Origin of the sequence: Bradyrhizobium sp. 1200_D9_N1_1, assembly GCF_052075915.1 — a bacterium.
Lineage (GTDB): Bacteria > Pseudomonadota > Alphaproteobacteria > Rhizobiales > Xanthobacteraceae > Bradyrhizobium > Bradyrhizobium diazoefficiens.
Map to the genome: position 1 here is coordinate 6518184 of NZ_CP197226.1, position 19782 is coordinate 6537965.

Genomic DNA, 19782 nt, shown 5'->3' on the forward strand with positions numbered 1-19782 from the left:
GCGCTCCCGCCCCCATCCGAACAAGGGGAGCATTGTCATGGAACGGCGTCGCTTCAAACAAAGTCAAACTCTGAAACAGCGGCTCGTCAATGAGGTCGGCCGTCTGCGCGACGAGGCCCGCTTACTCCCTCCCGGCCGGCGCCGCTAGATGCTGCTGCGAAGGGTGCGGCAGGACGAGACGGCCATCCAGATCGACGCGTGGCTCAGCTCTCCGGGCCTGAGGGCGCCGACGTAACGCAGCGATATCGGGGTTTCGCGGGATAGAGCTGGTCAATTCGCCGCTATGAAAAGCCGCCCGGTCGAATCCTGCCGGAACGTCAGTGCATATGCGTAGGCAGAATTGCGGCAACGCCGCAGGATATCGCCGCAGTGTGGAACATACGGCCAGCCCGGGATGTCCTGTCGGGTCAACGACGTCTTGCTCGTCCTCGTATCATGAACGGGCAACAGACGTTGATGTCGCGCCCGCCAATGCAAGAGGATGAATGAACATGCCCAGCACGGTCCGCCTGCACCGCGTTCTCACGACCAGCCCCGAGAAAGTCTATCGCGCCTTCCTCGAGGCCGATGCGCTGGCAAAATGGCTTCCGCCGAACGGCTTCACCTGCACCGTGCATCATTTCGAGCCGAAGGTCGGGGGCACGTTCAAGATGTCGTTCCGGAACTTCACAACGGGCAACAGCCACGCCTTCGGTGGCGAGTATCTCGAGCTCGTCCCCGGCGAACGTCTCCGCTACACTGACAAGTTCGACGACCCCAATCTGCCCGGCGAAATTCAGGTGACCGTGCTGCTGAAGAAAGTCTCGGTCGGCACCGAGGTGGACATCACGCAGGCCGGCATCCCGGACCTCATCCCGCCGGAAGCCTGTTATCTCGGCTGGCAGGAATCGCTACGGAATCTCGCGAAGCTCGTCGAGCCCGACATCAAGCAATAGCAATGACTGGGTGGGGAGCTTCCTTGCGGCCGATCCTTCGAGACGCCCGCTTTGGCGGGCTCCTCAGGATGAGGTCGTGCTTCGCGGCGAAGTCTTAGTCCCTCATGGTGAGGAGCGCCGCCTCACGGCGCGTCTCGAACCATGAAGGCCGAGAGGGTGCCCTACCCGCCCGCCTTCGGCGCCAGCCCACCGTCTGCGGTCCAGCGATGGGGATCTGGACTGTGTCCGATCAGCGCGAGGCCGTAGGCGATCGACTCGAACTGGTCGCCCGACATCAGCCGCTCGTTGCCGAACCGGTCGGCGAACAGCTTTCGGACGGCGGGGACGAACGATGTGCCGCCGGTCAGAAACACCTTCTCCACCTCGCGCGCGGTGATGCGGGCTTCGCCCAGCACCTTGTCGACGGTCGCCCCCAGCCTGGCGATATCGTCGGCAATCCAGGATTCAAAGTTCTTCCGGGTGATGGTCGAGCCAATGTCGACCCCGCCGCCCTTAAAGCGGAAGTCCACCTGATCCTGCGCCGACAGCGCGACCTTGGCGTTCGACACCGCGCGGTACAGCGAAAAGCCGAGGTCGAGATCGACGATGGTGATGAAATCCTCGAGCAGCTCCGGCTTCAGCGCGCTACGCGCAAGCTCGCGGAGCTCGCGCAGATCGCCGTTGCTCTTCATCATCGCGAGCTGATGCCAGCGCGCGAGGTTGGTGTAGTGACCGCTGGGGACCGGGAGCACCTTGTCGAACGAGCGGAAGCTGGAGCCTTTGCCCAGCCGCGGCGAGACGACGTGATCGACGATGCGGTAATCGAACGTGTCGCCCGCAATGCCGATGCCGGCATGACCGAGCGGCTCGGCGCGCAAGGCGCCGCCTTTGCGCGAGAAGCGCATCACGGAGAAGTCGCTGGTACCGCCGCCGAAATCCGCGACCAATACGGTGGCATCGCGCTCCAGGCGGCGGGCGAAGGAGAACGCGGCGCCCACGGGCTCGTAGACATAGCGCGCGTGGCCGGCGCCCAGGCGCTCGAACGCGGCCCGGTAGCGCTGCATCGCCAGCGCCTCGTCGGGATTGCCGCCGGCGAAGCGCACGGGACGGCCGACCGTGATCGTTGACGTCTCGAAGCCGAACCGGTCGCCGCCATGGCGCGCCAGCGTGCGCAGGAACGCCGCCAGAATATCCTCGAACTTGTAGCGCTGCCGGAACACCTGGGTGGTGTTGAAGCTGCTGCTCGCGGCGAAGGTCTTGAACGACTGGAGGAAGCGGTAGACGTGGCGTCCTTCGAGAAACTGCTCGATCGCCCACGGGCCGCCCTCGGCCTGGGCGCCGGCTCCCGGCCGGTCCTCCCAGAAGCACAGGGCCGACACATAGACGCTGTGGCGCTGTCCGCCGTGATCGAAGCGGATGGCCTCGACCCGGCGGTCGTCCGCCGCGAGGGCAATGACCGTATTGCTGGTCCCAAAATCGATGCCGATCGAGACGGCGGGCGAGGCGCTCGACATGAACCACTCTGACAGATGATTGGAAGGGGGCAGACCACTAGCGGCTTTGACTTGCCGTGCCAAGACCCGGCCCGCGGCTTGCCCCCGCCGGAATTCGTGCCCGTAGGGCGACCGTTTAAGCCAGTTGCGGCGGCAAACTGGGCATTTCGGAGCCGGCAGCTCGTTTCGACCGCCCTTCCAGCAATTTTAGGCCCGGTACGGCCCCTTTAACGGAGCATTATGCTGCAATGCGGGATGATGCATGCTGCTATGCAATGGCATGCATGGACATTGGCATCTGGTATACATAGATTGCCTTTCGAAATGAGACAGCGCTACTGACCGTCTCAAGAAAGGAATTCCGATGTCCAAGACCGCTTCCGTCGCTCTCGCCCCCTCCTCCACCCTGTTCGCGCGTTTCATGGCCGCGGTCGACCGCTTCCTGATGGCCAGCGCCGAGATCTCGAATCACAACGGCGACCTGCCGCGTTTCGGCCTGTAAGCGCGCGCTTCCTGCGCCGCGGGAGCCGCACGCCGGTTTCACAGGTGTCGACATGCTACTTTTGATGAATGGCCCCGCAGGACGGGGCCATTTCTACTTGTGCTGTCCTGAGTCACTGCCGCGGCCGGAGAAGGGTCCTGCGGCATTTGCGCACGGTGACCGGACCAGCGCTTGAACCTTGGCATAATGAATACAAGAATGCCTCTCCAGCGCTCGCAGAAAAATTAGAGGCGCCACGGGAGGCTTTATGACGGACATGGTGCAGGCAACGGCCCCTACAACCGCGCGCGTTAGCGACACGTATCGCTGGGCGCAATTGGCGATCGGTGTAGCGGCGATGGTGATGATCGCCAACTATCAATATGGCTGGACGTTCTTCGTCCCCGACATCCAGAAAAAGTTCGGCTGGGATCGCGCGTCGATCCAATGGGCCTTTACCCTCTTCGTCCTGTTCGAGACCTGGCTGGTGCCGGTCGAAGGCTGGTTCGTCGACAAATACGGTCCGCGCATCGTCGTGCTGGTCGGCGGCGTGCTCTGCGCCATGGGCTGGGCGATCAACGCACAGGCCACCACGCTCAACGGCTACTATCTCGGCATGATCATCGCGGGCATCGGCGCGGGCGGCGTCTATGGCACCTGCGTCGGCAACGCGCTGAAGTGGTTCCCGGACAAGCGCGGTCTTGCCGCGGGCATCACGGCGGCCGGCTTCGGTGCGGGCTCCGCGCTGACCGTCGCGCCGATCCAGGCCATGATCAAGGACAGTGGCTTCCAGACCACCTTCCTGTATTTCGGCCTCGGGCAAGGCCTCATCATCTGCATCCTCGCCTTCTTCCTGCTGGCGCCGAAGCCTGGCCAGGTGCCGGTCGTCGTGGCGAACGCCGCGCTGGTGCAGACGCGTCGCAACTACCAGCCGACTGAGGTGCTGCGTCAGCCGATCTTCTGGCTGATGTACTTCATGTTCGTGATCGTCGGCGCCGGCGGCCTGATGGTGACGGCCAATTTGAAGCCCATCGCGGTTGACTGGAAGGTCGACAGCGTTCCGGTGACGCTGATGGCGGTGACGATGACCGCGGTGACCTTCGCAGCCACGATCGACCGCGTGCTCAACGGCCTGACGCGTCCGTTCTTCGGCTGGATCTCCGACATGATCGGCCGCGAGAACACGATGTTCATCGCCTTCGGCATGGAAGGTGTTGGCATCTGGATGCTCTACCTCTGGGGCCACGATCCCATCTGGTTCGTGCTGCTCTCGGGCTTCGTGTTCTTCGCCTGGGGTGAGATCTACTCGCTGTTCCCCTCGACCTGCACCGACACGTTCGGCGCCAAGTTCGCGACCACCAATGCGGGCCTGCTCTACACCGCAAAGGGCACAGCCGCGCTGCTGGTTCCGATCGCCAATTACATGCAGCAGTCGTCGGGGACCTGGGACAGCGTGTTCATCATCGCAGCCGGCGCCAACATCATGGCTTCGGCGCTGGCGATCGCGGTGCTCAAGCCCTGGCGCAAGGTCGTGGTAGCGAAGTCCACGGTCTGACGCGCTTCACCACACTTCATTCCGACGGGACGCCCGGCCTCATGGCCGGGCGTTTTCGTTTTGAGGATTCGGAACCCGTGTCCGAACGGAACTGCCGATTTTGTAACGGGCAAGCCAAGATTGGGCTTGCATTCTGGGATATGGTATACCAAGCTTTGGGCCGCGCTTGCGACGATAAGCCACAATATTTGCGACATCAGGTCATCTTGGCAACCGGTGTCGACCAGACAAGCGCGTTGGGAGGTTCTTGATGATTTCCAGCACGGACGGCGCCGTCACGGCCGCGCCTCTTCGCACAGGTTTCCGTTGGTTCCAGCTTGCCATGGGCATCGTCTGCATGGCGATGATCGCCAACCTGCAATATGGCTGGACGCTGTTCGTCGATCCGATCGATGCGGCCCACCATTGGGGACGCGCCGCGATCCAGCTCGCTTTCACCATCTTCGTCGTCACCGAAACCTGGCTGGTGCCGGTCGAGGCCTGGTTCGTCGACAAGTACGGCCCCCGCATCGTCATCATGTTCGGCGGCGTGATGATCGCGCTGTCCTGGGTGCTCAACTCCTACGCCGACTCGCTCACCCTGCTCTATGCGGCCGCGATCGTCGGCGGCATGGGCGCGGGCGCCGTCTACGGCACCTGCGTCGGCAACGCGCTGAAATGGTTTCCCGACCGCCGCGGCCTCGCCGCCGGCGCGACGGCCGCCGGCTTCGGCGCGGGCGCCGCGCTCACCATCGTGCCGATCGCGACCATGATCGCCGCAAGCGGCTATCAGAGCGCGTTCTTCACCTTCGGCATCGGCCAGGGCCTCATCGTCTTCGTGCTCGCCTTCTTCATCCAGCCGCCGCGGATCTCGATCCCGCCGAAGAAGAAGCAGCTCAACCTGCCGCAGACCAAGATCGACTTCACCCCGCCGCAAGTGCTGCGCACCCCTATTTTCTGGGTGATGTACCTCGTCTTCGTCATGGTCGCTTCCGGCGGCCTGATGACCGCGGCGCAGATCGGCCCGATCGCACACGACTTCAAGATCGCCGACACGCCGGTGACGCTCGCCGGCTTCCAGATGGCGGCGCTGACCTTCGCGATCTCGCTCGACCGCATCTTCGACGGGTTCGGACGTCCGTTCTTCGGCTGGGTCTCCGACACGATCGGCCGCGAGCACACCATGTTCATCGCCTTCGGCACCGCCGCGGTGATGCTGCTGACGCTGTCAGCCTACGGCCACGTTCCGATCGTGTTCGTGCTCGCGACCGCCATTTACTTCGGCGTGTTCGGCGAGATCTACTCGCTGTTCCCCGCGACCTGCGGCGACACTTTCGGCTCGAAGTTCGCGACCACCAACAACGGCATGCTCTACACCGCGAAGGGCACCGCCTCCCTGCTCGTTCCGCTCGCAAGCGTGATCTCGGCAACGTACGGCTGGAAGGCCGTGTTCGTGGTCGCTGTCGCCTTGAACGCGACGGCGGCGCTGACGGCGCTGTTCGTGATCAAGCCGCTGCGCCGCTCCTTCATCCTGGGCAAGGAAGCCGAGAGCGCCGCCACCGCGACCGGCGGCGCCAAGACCGAGACGGCGTGACAAGCCGCACACTTTGCACGGTTGAAAAAGGGGCGCAGAATGCGCCCCTTTCTTTTTGGCCAAGTTTTTTTGGCCGAGGCCGGAGGCACCGCAAACGTCAATAATGCTGTCGCAAGATTTTTCGGATCCGCCAAATCCAGCGCTTGACGATTGGCATTATGTATACCACACTTACCTCGTCATTCACCTAGGGAGGTTGCAATGCTGGTCGGAGACATTCTGCGCAAGAAGACGCCGCGCGTTGTCACGGTGCGAATGAACGAAACGGTGGGTATCGCCGCCAAGCTGATGCGCGCCAACAACATCAGCGCCCTCGTGGTGAAGGACGTGGTCCGCTCCGAGGGCAACACCGCGGTCGGCATGTTCACCGAGCGCGACGTAGTGCGCGCCGTCGCCGAGCACGGCGCCAATGCCATCAACGTCAAGGTCTCGCAGCTCGTGTCGGTGCAGCAGCTCGTCTCCTGCACCTCGATCGATACGATCGAGCACGTGCGGCATCTGATGAACCGTCATCACATCCGCCACCTGCCCGTGATCGACGATTACAGCCTCATCTCCGTCATCAGCATGCGCGACATCGCCGCTGCCGTTGACGAGGCGATCAACGGCACGCCGCAAGCAGCAGCTTAAAGCGCCACGACCCTTCCCCTGCGACTACCGGCCCCGGCTCGGATCCCTCCGCGCCGGACCGGATCCTTCGTCCCAAAATTCCGGTCACCCGCGAGGATTTCATGAAGATCTGCATCTACGGCGCCGGCGCAATCGGCGGATATCTCGGGGTTCAGCTGGCGCGCGCCGGCGCCGACGTCAGCCTGGTCGCACGCGGTGCGCATCTCGCCGCGATGCGCGAGCGCGGCCTGACGCTTCTCGCGGGCGACGAGACGCACACCGTGCATCCGCGCTGCACCGACGATCCCGCCGAGCTCGGCGTGCAGGACTACATCATCATCACGCTCAAGGCGCATTCGATCACCGGCGTGATCGAGAAGATGCAGCCGCTCTTGGGCCCGCACACCCGCATCGTCACCGCGGTCAACGGCATCCCCTATTGGTACTTCTACAAGCACGGCGGCAAATACGAGAATTCGACGCTGGAGAGCATCGACCCCGGCGGGCGGCAATGGCGCGAGATCGGCGCCGAGCGCGCCATCGGCTGCATCGTCTATCCCGCCACCGAGATCGAGGCGCCCGGCGTGATCCGCCACGTCTACGGCAACAATTTCCCGCTCGGCGAGCCCTCCGGCGAGATCACTGGCGACGTGCAGCGCCTCGCCGATCTGTTCGTCGCGGCCGGCCTGAAGGCCCCGGTGCTCGACCGCATCCGCGACGAGATCTGGCTCAAGCTCTGGGGCAATGTCTGCTTCAACCCGATCAGCGCGCTCACGCACGCAACGCTCGACGTGATCTGCACCGATCCGGCCACGCGCGCGCTGTCGCGCGCGATCATGGTGGAGACCCAAGGCATCGCCGAGACGTTCGGCGTCAAATTCCGCGTCGATGTCGAGCGCCGCATCGAGGGCGCCCGCAAGGTCGGCGCGCACAAGACCTCGATGCTCCAGGACCTCGAGCGCGGCCGCCCGATGGAGATCGACCCGCTCGTCACCGTGGTGCAGGAGATGGGCCGCCTCACCGGCATTTCCACGCCCGCACTGGACTCGGTGCTGGCGATGGTGACCCAGCGCGCCCGCATCGCCGGTCTCTATGACGGTGTCTCCGCGCCCACCGATCCCCGCGCGCTGGCGGTGGCGTGATGACCGGCGAGATCAGGAAATGGCTGCGCTTCCGGAATAATGGAGCGACCGGTTTCGGCACGCTGACCTCATCCGGCATCAGCGTGCACGAGGGCGAGATGTTCGGCCGCCATGCAGCTACCGGCAGGACGCTGGCGCTGTCGGAGGTCGAGCTGCTCGCACCCTGCGCGCCCAGCAAGATCGTCGCGCTCTGGAACAACTTTCACGCGCTCGCGGCCAAGCTGAACCAGCCCGAGCCGCCGGAGCCGCTCTACCTGCTGAAGGCCACGACCAGCATCGCGGCCCCCGGCGCGGTGATCCGCCGTCCCTCTTATTACGACGGCAAGACCACCTATGAGGGCGAACTCGGCATCGTGATCGGCAGGACCTGCGCCCGCGTCTCGCCTGGCGAGGCCGACAGCTTCATCTTCGGCTATACCTGCGTCAACGACATCACCGCCAACGACATCCTGACCAGCGATCCCACCTTCCCGCAATGGGCGCGCGCCAAGGGCATCGACGATTACGGCCCGTTCGGCCCCGTCATCGCGACCGGCCTCGATCCGGCCAAGCTCGTGGTCCGCACCATCCTCAACGGCGCGGAGCGGCAGAACTACCCGATCTCGGACATGATCTTCAGCGCGCAGGAGCTGGTGAGCAGGATCTCCCACGACATGACCCTGCTGCCCGGCGACCTCATCGCGGTCGGCACCTCGGTCGGCGTGGGCGTGATGAAGGAGCCGGTGAATACGGTCACCGTCGCGATCGACGAGATCGGCGAGCTCACCAACGAGTTTCGGTTGTAGCTCCCGTCGTCATTCCGGGGCGGCGCAAGGCGCCGAGCCCGGAATCCATTTATCCGCAGTCTCTGCCGCCCGACGGATTCCGGGCTCGCGACTTCGTCGCGCCCCGGAATGACAGCGAAGGGCCGCAGCCCCCTCGGGGAAACTCGGCACCTCATGCTGCTCTCCACCGGTCGGCTGATGCAATCAGTCGTGGATCGCGCGGCCGGATACATACCGCTCGCCCGCGCGCCCCTTGATCTCGGTTCCGCTCTCCAATAGCAATCATGGCAAAAATGTGTGCCGGCGTGAGGAAGTCACGATGTGGCTGTTTTTCCTGGTTGCCTGGTTCGTCCTGCTCGCTGCCATCGCGATCTTCGCCCAGCAGGCGTTCGGTTACGACGTCACCCACCTGCCCGCCTTGTTTGCGGGCCTTCCCATGCCGCAGCGCATCGCGACCGGCGCGCTGCTGGCCGTGGCGCTGGCGCTGATCGGCGCAACCGCCTTTCGGCTCTCGCGCCAGGATCGGCGACTGGGCAAGCTGCGCGACCGCCTGAAGAAGACCCGCGAAGACGTCGTCGTCGCGCACGCCCTGCAAAACCACCTCGACGCCACCGTCCAGCACCTGATCGAGAGCGACCCGAGGGAGGCCGTCTCCGCCCTCCACGACAAGCTTGGCGAGACCGAGCAGCGCGCCCTGCTCCAGCAGGGCCGCAACGAATCCACCGACATGCACGACCAGCTCGCCGAGATCCGCCGCCGCCAGCAAGGCCTGCGCGAGATGGTCGGCAAGGTCGCCGAGCAGCGCCGCGCGGTCGAGCCGATTTTCACCGAGATCCGCGACCGCCAAAATCAGCTCGAACGGTCGCTCCACGACCTCGAGACCGACGACCGCAAGAACAACCTCGCCGACCGGCTCAAGGACATCGCGCACGACATCTCGGCGCTGCTCGCGCGGGTGAACACGGTCCAGGACACGTTTGCGACCCTGAACCAGTACAAGGAAGATCTGGCGAAATCCCACGCCGAGCTCATGCCGCTGCGATCGACGGACGCCGGTATCAACGCGCTGATCAGCGAGCTCGGCCTCAGCCACGACCGCCTCGCCAAGAGCATCGACGAGCTCGAGACCGGCGGCGAAGCGCCGCTCGGCACCCGCGTCGAGACGCTGTCGAAGAACAGGATCGAGATCGAGCAGCGCCTCGCCCGCATCGACGACAGCTTCAACATCCTCAAGACGATCCGCCTCGACTTCGAGGAGCTCGGCCAGCGCCAGGCCCAGCTCGAACGCTCGCTTGCGGAGATCGAGACCGATCCCGACGGCAAGACCCTCGCCGACCGCCAGAACGCGCTGAACGATTTCGTCCTCCAGTCGCGCCAACGCCTCGGCGCGTTGCAGGAGACGCTGGCGACGTTGAACGCCTTCAAGACGGACTTGTCGAAATCGCAGGCCGACCTCGTGCCGCTGAAGGCTCCGGTGTTCGGCATCGAGGCGCTGATCGCGGAAGTCGGAACCACCCGCGACCTCCTCGCCAAAACCGTCGGCGAGATCGAGGCGAACGGCGGCGTGCCCCTCGCCTCGCGCGTTGACGCGCTGGCGAAAAGCAAGCGCGACGTCGAAGACCGCCTCGCCCGCATTTTCGACAATTTCAATGCGCTCGATGCCTTGCGCAAGGACATCGGCGGCATCTTCTCGACGATCAGGAACAGCCTGAACCGGATCGGGTGAGGAAACGCTCGCGGCCGTGGACGCTGCCGAAACATCCAGACACATCACATCTCCGCGCGCCCGACATATGCCGCCAACATGTCCCGCGCGCGCCGCAACTTGGACGCATTCGGCCGCCCTTCTGTGAGGCGTGTCTGGGGGCACGGCACTGCCGTGTTTGGACCAAACCTTCAGGGGTATGACTGTGAAGAAGATTGTATTTGTTCTGGGTGCGACGCTTGCTCTGGTGACGGCTGCGAACGCTGCCGATTTGCCGCGCCGGCAGCCCGTGCCTGTCTATCCGGCGGAGCAGGCGCCGATCGGCAAGATGCCGATTGGCAAGAGCCCGGTTGGCAAGGCCCCGATCGGCAAGGCGCCCGGCCCGGTCGCGGCGCGCTACTGACGCACGGCGACATACGCGCAGCATCTGCGTAAGCGGCCGACAGTCGAGGGGGCACAGCGTGACGAACAAACCTGATCGATCGGGATCCTGCATCCTTGCGGGGTTCGCGCTCGCGGCGATGATCGCGTGCACGACGCCCTCGGCCTCGGCCCACGAAGCGAACAAGCGCATGGCCGACGCCAATGCGCTTGCGACGACCGACACCGCATCGCGACCGGCGCCGCAGTCGCGGCGGCCCGTCGCGCGTGCGGAGAAAGGCCCCTACTACGTCGACTTCCGCGCCCGGACGGCGGCGAGCTGGGGCCACGCCTTCGTCTGGTACGGCAAGACCAGCGAGCGCGCCGTCGAGGTCGCGGGCCTGACGCCCGCCGGCGACACCCTTGCTTACGTGCTCGGTCACCTCACCTGGGTGCCGTCGGAGACCGGCGCGAGCTACGGCGATCTCGATCCGGAATATCTGACCGCGAGCTATCGCGTCTATCTGAACGAAGCCGACGCCAAGCGCGTGTTCGCCTACATCAAGAAATTGCAGTCGAGCTCGCCGGTCTGGAACGCCGAGACCACCAACTGCACCGGCTTTATCGGCGACATCGCCGAGTTCATGGGCTTGAAGGTCCCCTATCGCTGGCAGCGCCCGGAGAACTTCGTCAACAGCCTCAAGGAAATGAACCGCGGCCGCCAGATGGTGCGGCTGTCGGCGGAGTAGCCGAAGCCTCAAAGCCCTTGCGGGCGACGACATCTCGCGAACATTCGGGTCCCGTTATCACCCCCTCGCTGTCATTGCCCGCGAAGGCGGGCAATCCAGTATTCCAGAGGCGGCGCGGTAACACGAAGACGCCGCGGCGTACTGGATGCCCCGGTCAAGCCGGGGCATGACAGCGTAGGGTGGAGCGGCACCTCGCCCGTCGGGCAAGACACCCCGCACAAATCTCCCGCCTCGCCTGTCAATCCGCCGCCGCAGATATATTCCACTTTACCGAAATTCGGATTTATCGTACACACGAAACACCCTGGCCCGAGACAAGGGGCGGATCGCGATCGTCACGAACCGCGGGCCGGGCAGCGATGGACGCGACGGCGTCGGGCGCGGGCAGCATTGCAGGGCGGGAAACCGTGAGCAAGGAGCGCTCGCACGAACGACACGGCGCCGGCAGCGTCTTCGCATGGCTTCGGGCGCGAGCACACGCCAGCTCTCGAAGTCCCAGCGAGGACGTGCGCGGACGGCGAAGTCGTGTGGTCCTGACGCCCGGGGTCTGTGCGTCAAGTCTTGTGGTGATATGCGCGGCCCGACCGGACCGCGTGCATCAGCCATCCGCAAGGCGACGGGGGCAATAGTGCATCGCTCCCCGGGGAGAGCACGAAGTAAGCCGTAACCCATCGCGCAGGGAAGGCCGGGCGTCCGGCGAGACCTGTGGTCCACCCCGTGTGCATCTTTTGTAGCGCACGGACTTGCGGGTGCCAGCCGCGCCCGGCCTTCCCTGCGCCCTTGTTCCGATGAGGGCAATGCGATGAAGCAGAGCTCGGGCGGACCATGCCGCGAGAAGGCGAAGGTGTGCCTTGCGGTATGGGAGCGAGTTGCGGCCGCGAGCTTAATTTTATGACGGTCATGACGGGACGAATACTGCAGCCCCCCAATTATCCGTCCCACGGAATCCCCCCGCCTCCCGCATGATCGCCCCGCCCTCACCGCACGCCGGCGCAATAGACTTTTGCCGACCTGGGCGGCATCCTGCCGCCATCAATCGATAACAGGGCCTGCCGCGCAGGCGGGGGAAACGCATCATGTTGCAGACACGGTTCACCAAGCTCGTCGGCGTCGAGCACCCGATCGTCCAGGGCGGCATGCAATGGGTCGGGCGCGCCGAGCTGGTCGCCGCCGTTGCGAATGCCGGCGCGCTTGGCTTCATCACGGCGCTGACCCAGCCGACGCCTGAGGATCTGACCAAGGAGATCGCGCGCTGCCGCGACCTCACCGACAAGCCGTTCGGCGTCAACCTCACCATCCTGCCCGCGATCAAGCCGCCACCCTACGCCGAATACCGCGCCGCCATCATCGAGAGCGGCATCACGGTGGTCGAGACCGCCGGCAACAAGCCGCAGGAGCATGTCGACGAGTTCAGGAAGCACGGCGTCAAGGTCGTGCACAAATGCACCAGCGTCCGCCACGCGCTCTCGGCCGAGCGCATGGGCGTCGACGCCATCTCGATCGACGGGTTCGAATGCGCCGGCCATCCCGGCGAGGACGACACGCCCGGCCTGATCCTGATCCCGGCCGCCGCCAACAAGGTCAAGATCCCGATGATCGCCTCCGGCGGCTTCGCCGATGCGCGCGGCCTCGTCGCGGCGCTGGCGCTCGGCGCCGAGGGCATCAACATGGGCACCCGCTTCATGGCCACCAAGGAGAGCCCGATCCACCAGTCCATCAAGGAGAAGATCGTCGCCAATGACGAGCGCGAGACCGAGCTGATCTTCCGCACCATGCGCAACACCTCCCGCGTCGCCAGGAACGCGGTCTCGACCAAGGTCGTCGCCATGGAGAAGGAAGGCGCCAAGTTCGAGGACATCCGCGAGCTCGTCGCCGGCGCCCGCGGCAAGATGGTCTATGCCACCGGCAACTCCGACGAAGGCATCTGGTCGGCCGGCCAGGTCCAGGGCTTGATCCACGACATCCCGAGCTGCGCCGAGCTCGTCTCCCGCATCGTGTCCGAAGCGCAAGCCATCATCAGAAGCCGGCTGGAGGGAATGATCGTTCAGCCGCAACGCGAAGCGGCGGAATAATTCGCTGAAGTGATTTGAACACGACGCCCGCCACGCCGAAGGTATGCTCCCTCGCCCCGCTTGCGGGGAGAGGGTTGGGGTGAGGGGGAGTCTCCGCGCTGACGGTGACAATTGGACTCGCGGGGACCCCCCCTCACCCGCCGCGCGTTCCGCGCGTCGGCCTCTCCCCGCAAGCGGGGAGAGGCGAAGAACGGCTCCGCTCTTCACCTACAAACTTAATTGAGCTCCGAGGTAATGCATGAAGGCTTACGTCTACGGCCCTGAGGGCGCTAGGATTTCCGACGTCGCTCAACCAAAACCTAAGGGCACACAGGTGCTCGTCCGCGTCCGTGCCTGCGGCTTGAACCGTGCCGACACCGGCATGCGCAAGGGCCACGCCCATGGCGCGGCCGGCGGGGTCGGCACCGTGCTCGGCATGGAATGGGCCGGCGAGGTCGCCGAGCTCGGACCGGATGCCAAGGGCGTGAAGGTCGGAGACCGCATCATGGGCTCGGGCGGCGCGGCGTTTGCCGAGTACACGCTGGCCGATCACGGCCGGCTGTTCCGCGCGCCCTCGAATATGAATTTCGAGGAGGCCGCCACCCTTCCCGTCGCGCTCGCGACCATGCACAACGCGGTCGTCACCGTCGGCGGCGTGCAGGCGGGCCAGAGCGTGCTGATCCAGGGCGCCAGCTCCGGCGTCGGCCTGATGGCGATGCAGATCGCCAAGCTCAAGGGCGCCAGGCTGGTGATCGGCTCGTCGACCGACGCCTATCGGCGCGGCCGGCTGACGGAGTACGGCGCCGACCTCGCCGTCGACTCCTCCGATCCCAAATGGGTCGAGGAGGTGCTGAAGGCGACGAACGGCGAAGGCGTCGATCTGATCGTCGACCAGGTCTCCGGCAAGGTCGCCAACCAGAACCTCGCCGCCACCAGGATCAAGGGCCGTATCGTCAATGTCGGCCGGCTCGGCGGTACCCACGCCGATTTCAACTTCGACCTGCACGCCGCACGCCGGATCGACTATGTCGGCGTCACCTTCCGCACCCGCACCATCGAGGAGGTCCGCGAGATCTTCGAGGAGGTCCGCAAGGACATCTGGGGCGCGGTGGAATCGCGGAAGCTGCAGCTGCCGATCGACAGGGTGTTTGCCTTCGCCGACATCGACAAGGCGTTCGAGCACATGGAGGCCAACAAGCATCTGGGGAAGATTGTCGTGACGGTGTGAGGGTGGCCGTCATTCCGGGGCGGCTCGAAGAGCCGAACCCGGAATCTCGAGATTCCGGGTTCGCCCTTCGGGCGCCCCGGAATGACATCGTGACCGCTCCTGCAACTCACTAGCGACTACTCCTGTGGATCATCGCTTGATGTCCCGCGCCGGGCTGCTAAATCCCCCGCCATGACCTCCCAGCACAACAAGACCTCGGTCGCGGCCATCTCGATCTTCGCCAGCGGCAGCATGGCGGCGGCGAAGTTCGTGGTCGGCGTGGCGATCGGCTCGCTCGCGCTGATCTCGGAAGCCCTGCACTCCTCGGTCGACCTGGTCGCGACCATCATCACCTGGGCGGTGGTGCGGGTGTCCGACAAGCCGGCCGACGACGAGCATCACTACGGCCACGGCAAGCTGGAGAGCATCTCCGCGCTCGGCGTCACCGCCCTGCTCTACGTGCTCGCCGGCGGCATCCTGGTCGAGGCCTACAGCCGGCTGCGCGAGGGAACCCCGCCGCCGACCATTTCGGCCATACCGTTCGTGGTGCTGGTGATCGACATCGTCGTCAACCTGTGGCGCGCCCGCGCCCTGCACCGCGCCGCGCGGGAGACGCGCAGCCAGGCGCTCGCCGCCGACGCGCTGCACTTCGCCTCCGACGTCATGGGCTCCTTCGCCGTGATCGTGGGCCTGATCCTCGCCGCTCTCGGCTTCTGGTGGGGCGACGCGGCGGCGGCCGCGGCGGTCGCGGTGATGATCGCGGCGCTCGGCCTGCGCATGGCCGGCTCGACCGTGCAGACGCTGGTCGACCGCGCGCCGGAGGGCGCGCAGGAGAAGGCCACGGCCGCGATCCGCAGCGTGCCCGGCGTGATCGGCGTCGAGCGGCTGCGCGTGCGCATGGTCGGCGCGACCACCTTCATCGACACCATCGCAAAGGTGCCGCGGACCTATCCGATCGACCGCGTCGAGGAGATCAAGCGCAAGGTGCAGGCCGCCGTCGACAAGGCATTCGGCGATGCCGACCTCACCTTCACCCCGGTCCCCGTCGCCCGCGACAACGAGACCGTACGCGACCGCATCATGGTGATCGCCCGCAATTCGAGCCTCGCCGTCCACCACGTCACGGTGCATGACCTCGGCGCCAAGCTGATCGTCAGCATCGACCTCGAGGTCGACGCCGGCATGCGGCTCGACGCCGCCCACGACGTCGCCAACACGCTGGAGCGGAACATCCAGGAGGAGTTCGGCGCCGACGTCGAGGTCGACGTCCATATCGAGCCTCTGGAACCGGAACTGCCGTTCGGCGTCGATGCCGCGCCGGAACGGGTGCAGACCATCGCCGCCGCGTTGGCCGAATTCGCCGGCGAGGGCGAGATCCACGACATCCACAATGTGCGCGTCCGCAACACCGATGCCGGCGAGATCGTCAACTTTCATTGCCGCGCCACGCCGTCGATGAGCGTGATCAAGGTGCACGAGCATGTCGACGCGATCGAGCGCGCGTTGCGCCGCGCGTTCCCGAGCGTGAAGCGCGTGATCAGCCACGCCGAGCCGCCGCGCACGTGACGCAGAATGTGCGAGGAGTCACACGTTCTCGTTTCGGACTCGTCACGCACGTGAGTTTGCGGGCACGCGACGCGCAAACTGCTCATTGGATAAGAATAAATTCGCGTTAACGATTCGTTGACTCTCGACAGCCCGGCAAAACTGGATTCAAATCGGTGTGATTCGGAAGCGATGTGGGGCTGCTTCCGAACTCAAGTTGCAAGCAAGTTTTCCAGGGGGCCGAAGGCATGTCGCGTGCAGACGCCGCGAACGCGTGCGTCCAATCCGATTCGATCAAAGGATTGGCGCAATCGATCGCGAAACCTGCCTATCACCGGCTGCTGATCGCGGAGCCGGCGCTGCGTCGCGCCGTGCCGACGCTCATCATCGCGTTCCTGATCACGATCTGCCTCGGCGCGTTCGTGCAGGTCGTCGACCAGACGCGCCAGAAGCGGCTGGTGATCCGCCATGACATCTCGGCACTCGCCGATTTGCTCGCCGAGCGCATCGACCGCCTCACCTCCTCGCGGCAGGAACGGCTGAAGAACATCGAAAGCCTGCCGGCGCTGCTGCCCGACCTGATCCCGTCCTGGGGCACGGCCACGGGCCGCCATGTCATCGTCACCTCGGCCGGCGTCGACCGCCGCATCCTCGCCCGCATTCCCGTCGACAGCGATCCCTCGGGCAACGACCGCCTGCTCGATTCAATCACGACGGCGCAGTTGCTCGCGGCGCCGCCGCGCGACGGCAACATCTCCGACATGACGCTGCCGAACGGCAACGCCGCGATGGCGATCTCGCGGCAGATCAAGTCGCTGCCCGGCTTCGTCACCGTGATCCAGGAGCGCAACGAGCCGATCTGGGGCTCGGACGCCGCGCTCTCGGTGACGCTGTCGGCCACCACCGGCTTCGTCGTCCTGATCCTCGGTTTCGCCTTCCACTGGCAGTCGACCCGCGCCCGCGAGGGCGATCTCATCAACGACGCGGTGCGCGGCCGCATCGACACCGCGCTCAACCGCGGCCGCTGCGGCCTCTGGGACTGGGACCTGTCGCGCGGCCGGATCTTCTGGTCGCAGTCGATGTTCTCGATGCTGGGCCTCGACGGCCGCAACGAGCTCCTGACCTTCGGCGAGGTCAACGCGCTGGTGAAGTCCGACGACATCGACCTGTTCGAGATCGCCGACCAGCTCATCTCCGAGAAGATCGACCACATCGACCAGACCTTCCGCATGCAGCATGTCGACGGTCACTGGATCTGGCTCCGTGTCCGCTGCGAAAAGACGAGCGGTGCGACCGACTCCAGCGTTCACCTGATCGGAATCGCCGTCGACATCACCGAGCAGAAGAGCCTCGCCGAGCGCACGGTGGAAGCCGATTTGCGTCTACGCGACGCCATCGAGACCATTCCGGAGGCCTTCGTGCTGTGGGACGCGAGCGACCGCCTCGTGCTCTGCAACTCGCACTTCCAGCGCCTGCACAAGCTGCCCGACAGCGCCGTCATTCCCGGCACCTCCTACGAAACCGTGCTCGAAGTCGGCCGCATGCCGGAGGTGCGCACCCGCCACAACGAGACGGCTGCCCAAGGCCCGGGCGCGCGCACCTTCGAGGCGCAGCTCGACGACGGCAGCTGGCTGCACATCAGCGAGCGCCGCACCAAGGACGGCGGCTACGTCTCGGTCGGCACCGACATCACCCGCATCAAGGAGCACGAGCAGAAGCTGGTCGACAACGATCTGCGCCTGCGCGCCACCGTCATCGACCTCAAGCGCTCGCAGGCCGCGCTCGAACGCCAGACCAACGAGCTTGCCGATCTCGCGGAAAAATACCAGCGCGAGAAGACCCGCGCCGAGGAAGCCAACCAGACCAAGTCGAAATTCCTCGCCAATATGAGCCACGAGCTGCGCACGCCGCTCAACGCCATCATCGGCTTCTCCGAGATCATGGGCTCGGGCCTGTTCGGCGAGCTCGGCAGCGAGAAGTACCAGGAATATTGCCAGGACATCCTGACCAGCGGCCACTACCTTCTCGAAGTCATCAACGACATCCTCGACATGTCCAAAATCGAGGCCGGCCGCATGAAGCTCGACATGGAGGAGCTCGACCTCGCGCGGACGCTCGCGGAATCCCTGCGCGTCGTCTCCGGCCGCGCGCAGGACAAGCACCTGACGCTCGATGCCGATATCGAGAAATCGATCTCCGTCGTCGCCGACCGCCGCGCCACCAAGCAGATCATCGTCAACCTGCTCTCGAACGCGGTGAAGTTCACGCCCGACGGCGGACGCATCGTCGTGCGCAGCCGGCAGCTCGACGACAGGATCGTGCTGATGATCGCCGACACCGGCATCGGGATCGCCCCGCACTCCCTGGCGCGGCTCGGACGCCCGTTCGAGCAGGTCGAGAGCCAGCTCACGAAAACCTATCACGGCTCGGGGCTGGGCCTCGCCATCGCCCGCTCGCTGGCGCAGCTCCACGGCGGCTCGATGCGGCTGCGCTCGAAGATCGATGTCGGCACCGTCGTCCGCGTGACGCTGCCGCGCGACGCCGTCAAGGCGGCGTCCGGGATATCGGCCGCGGCCTGAAGCTACAATTGCAGCGTCGGCGCGACCTCGCGCGCGACATTGACCAGCGCCGCGATCAGCGGCGTCATCGGATCGCGCTGCGGGATCACCATGCCGATGCTGTAATTGACCTCGGGGTCGACGATCGGGATCGAACGCACGGTATCGGACAGGCCAAGCGTCTCGGCGAGCTTGGCCGGCATCACGCTCGCCCAGCGCCCCGTCTTCACGTGCGTGAACAGCACGAGCAGCGAGTTCGAGGTCAGCGTCGGCGTCGCCTCCGCGCCGACCGAGCGCAGCGCGCGGTCGATGATGCGGCGGTTCTGCATGTCGGGCGTGAGCAGGCACAGCGGCACCTGCCCGACCTCGGTCCAGGTCACCGTCTCGCGATCACCGAACATCGCATCAGGCGCGGTGAGGAGGCGATAGCTCTCGTTGTAGAGCGGAATGGTGCGCACCTTGCCGATCGGCTCGTTCTCGATATAGGTCAGCCCCGCGTCCACCTCGAGATTTTCGAGCAGCCCGAGCACCTCCGATGACGTTGTGGACTGGATGCGGAAGCGCACCTCGGGATGCCTGGCGCGGAACGGCGTCGTCAGCGCGGCAACCATGCCGAGCACGGTCGGGATCGCCGCGATGCGGATCTCACCGGAGAGCTTGTCCTTCAGCGAGTTGATCTCCTGGCGCATCGCGCGGGCATCGCCAACGATCCGCCGCGCCCAGTCCAGCGCCCGCTCGCCCTCGGGCGTAAAGCCCTGGAAGCGGGACCCGCGCTGGACCAGCATCACGCCGAGGATCTCCTCGAGCTGCTTGAGCCCGGTCGACATCGTCGGCTGGGTGACCCCGCAGGCTTCCGCCGCGCGTCCGAAATGCCGTTCCTTCGCCAGCGCCAGCAGCAGTTCAAGCTTGTCGATCAACCGGACGTCCCCTCGAATTCTGTCGTGGCATGCAAGCTAGCACGGCAGGTCCTTGCCAACACGGAAAAACCGGCAGGCGAAATGCGATTAATTGCACTTCCGCATCGATCGATTGCATCCGCCAATCGATCTGAATTCGCAATCGCAGCATGAGACAGC

At 65.4% G+C, this 19782-nt stretch carries 16 protein-coding genes and 1 pseudogene; 15 read left to right on the forward strand and 2 right to left on the reverse strand.

Features of this window, described 5'->3' with window-relative positions; translation table 11 throughout:
* Nucleotides 1-37: 37 nt before the first annotated feature.
* Together AB5K84_RS31335 and AB5K84_RS31340 are read left to right on the forward strand one after the other, a co-directional pair.
* A pseudogene (locus AB5K84_RS31335) lies at nt 38-235 on the forward strand (hypothetical protein).
* Between the two features lie 256 nt (nt 236-491).
* Nucleotides 492-935 (forward strand): SRPBCC family protein, encoded by a 444-nt coding sequence (locus AB5K84_RS31340; RefSeq protein WP_038965703.1) that lies wholly within the window; start codon nt 492-494, stop codon nt 933-935.
* A gap of 161 nt (nt 936-1096) precedes the next feature.
* Here the strand turns inward: AB5K84_RS31340 and AB5K84_RS31345 are convergent, their stop codons facing one another.
* Entirely contained in the window at nt 1097-2428 is a 1332-nt protein-coding gene (locus AB5K84_RS31345; RefSeq protein WP_011085936.1) for an Hsp70 family protein, read from the reverse strand.
* Nucleotides 2429-2771: 343 nt separating this feature from the next.
* On the opposite strand from AB5K84_RS31345, the gene AB5K84_RS31350 reads away from it, so the two are divergent.
* From AB5K84_RS31350 to AB5K84_RS31410, 13 genes are all read left to right on the forward strand, one after another.
* Nucleotides 2772-2909: a hypothetical protein gene (locus tag AB5K84_RS31350; RefSeq protein ID WP_165448147.1), complete on the forward strand. Its 138-nt coding sequence runs from the start codon at nt 2772-2774 to the stop codon at nt 2907-2909.
* Between the two features lie 247 nt (nt 2910-3156).
* A complete protein-coding gene (gene oxlT, locus AB5K84_RS31355) occupies nt 3157-4443 on the forward strand; it encodes an oxalate/formate MFS antiporter (RefSeq protein ID WP_011085934.1) in 1287 nt (428 codons plus the stop codon).
* 250 nt (nt 4444-4693) lie between these two features.
* Complete coding sequence (oxlT, locus tag AB5K84_RS31360) at nt 4694-6016, forward strand: oxalate/formate MFS antiporter (protein ID WP_011085933.1); 1323 nt, start codon at nt 4694-4696, stop codon at nt 6014-6016.
* Nucleotides 6017-6217: 201 nt separating this feature from the next.
* Entirely contained in the window at nt 6218-6646 is a 429-nt protein-coding gene (locus AB5K84_RS31365; RefSeq protein WP_011085932.1) for a CBS domain-containing protein, read from the forward strand.
* Nucleotides 6647-6747: 101 nt separating this feature from the next.
* A complete protein-coding gene (locus tag AB5K84_RS31370) occupies nt 6748-7767 on the forward strand; it encodes a 2-dehydropantoate 2-reductase (RefSeq protein WP_011085931.1) in 1020 nt (339 codons plus the stop codon).
* Nucleotides 7767-8552, forward strand: coding sequence for a fumarylacetoacetate hydrolase family protein (locus tag AB5K84_RS31375; protein WP_038965702.1), 786 nt, complete (start codon nt 7767-7769; stop codon nt 8550-8552). The genes AB5K84_RS31370 and AB5K84_RS31375 overlap by 1 nt, the downstream gene beginning before the upstream one ends.
* Nucleotides 8553-8850: 298 nt before the next feature.
* Nucleotides 8851-10257, forward strand: a complete 1407-nt coding sequence (locus AB5K84_RS31380) for a hypothetical protein (protein WP_063921436.1) — start codon at nt 8851-8853, stop codon at nt 10255-10257.
* A 178-nt stretch (nt 10258-10435) separates the two neighbouring features.
* Entirely contained in the window at nt 10436-10639 is a 204-nt protein-coding gene (locus tag AB5K84_RS31385; protein WP_018647766.1) for a hypothetical protein, read from the forward strand.
* Nucleotides 10640-10697: 58 nt separating this feature from the next.
* A complete protein-coding gene (locus tag AB5K84_RS31390) occupies nt 10698-11345 on the forward strand; it encodes a hypothetical protein (RefSeq protein WP_011085928.1) in 648 nt (215 codons plus the stop codon).
* A gap of 1076 nt (nt 11346-12421) precedes the next feature.
* Nucleotides 12422-13417, forward strand: a complete 996-nt coding sequence (locus AB5K84_RS31395; RefSeq protein WP_011085927.1) for an NAD(P)H-dependent flavin oxidoreductase — start codon at nt 12422-12424, stop codon at nt 13415-13417.
* 238 nt (nt 13418-13655) lie between these two features.
* Nucleotides 13656-14624 carry a zinc-binding dehydrogenase gene (locus AB5K84_RS31400; protein ID WP_011085926.1) on the forward strand — a complete coding sequence of 323 codons (969 nt, stop codon included), beginning with the start codon at nt 13656-13658 and terminating at the stop codon, nt 14622-14624.
* 171 nt (nt 14625-14795) lie between these two features.
* Nucleotides 14796-16169: a cation-efflux pump gene (locus AB5K84_RS31405; protein ID WP_011085925.1), complete on the forward strand. Its 1374-nt coding sequence runs from the start codon at nt 14796-14798 to the stop codon at nt 16167-16169.
* Between the two features lie 227 nt (nt 16170-16396).
* Nucleotides 16397-18727: a PAS domain-containing sensor histidine kinase gene (locus tag AB5K84_RS31410; protein WP_011085924.1), complete on the forward strand. Its 2331-nt coding sequence runs from the start codon at nt 16397-16399 to the stop codon at nt 18725-18727.
* A 2-nt stretch (nt 18728-18729) separates the two neighbouring features.
* Here AB5K84_RS31410 and AB5K84_RS31415 read toward each other — a convergent pair whose 3' ends face one another.
* Complete coding sequence (locus AB5K84_RS31415) at nt 18730-19623, reverse strand: LysR family transcriptional regulator (RefSeq protein ID WP_011085923.1); 894 nt, start codon at nt 19621-19623, stop codon at nt 18730-18732.
* Between the last annotated feature and the right edge of the window lie 159 nt (nt 19624-19782).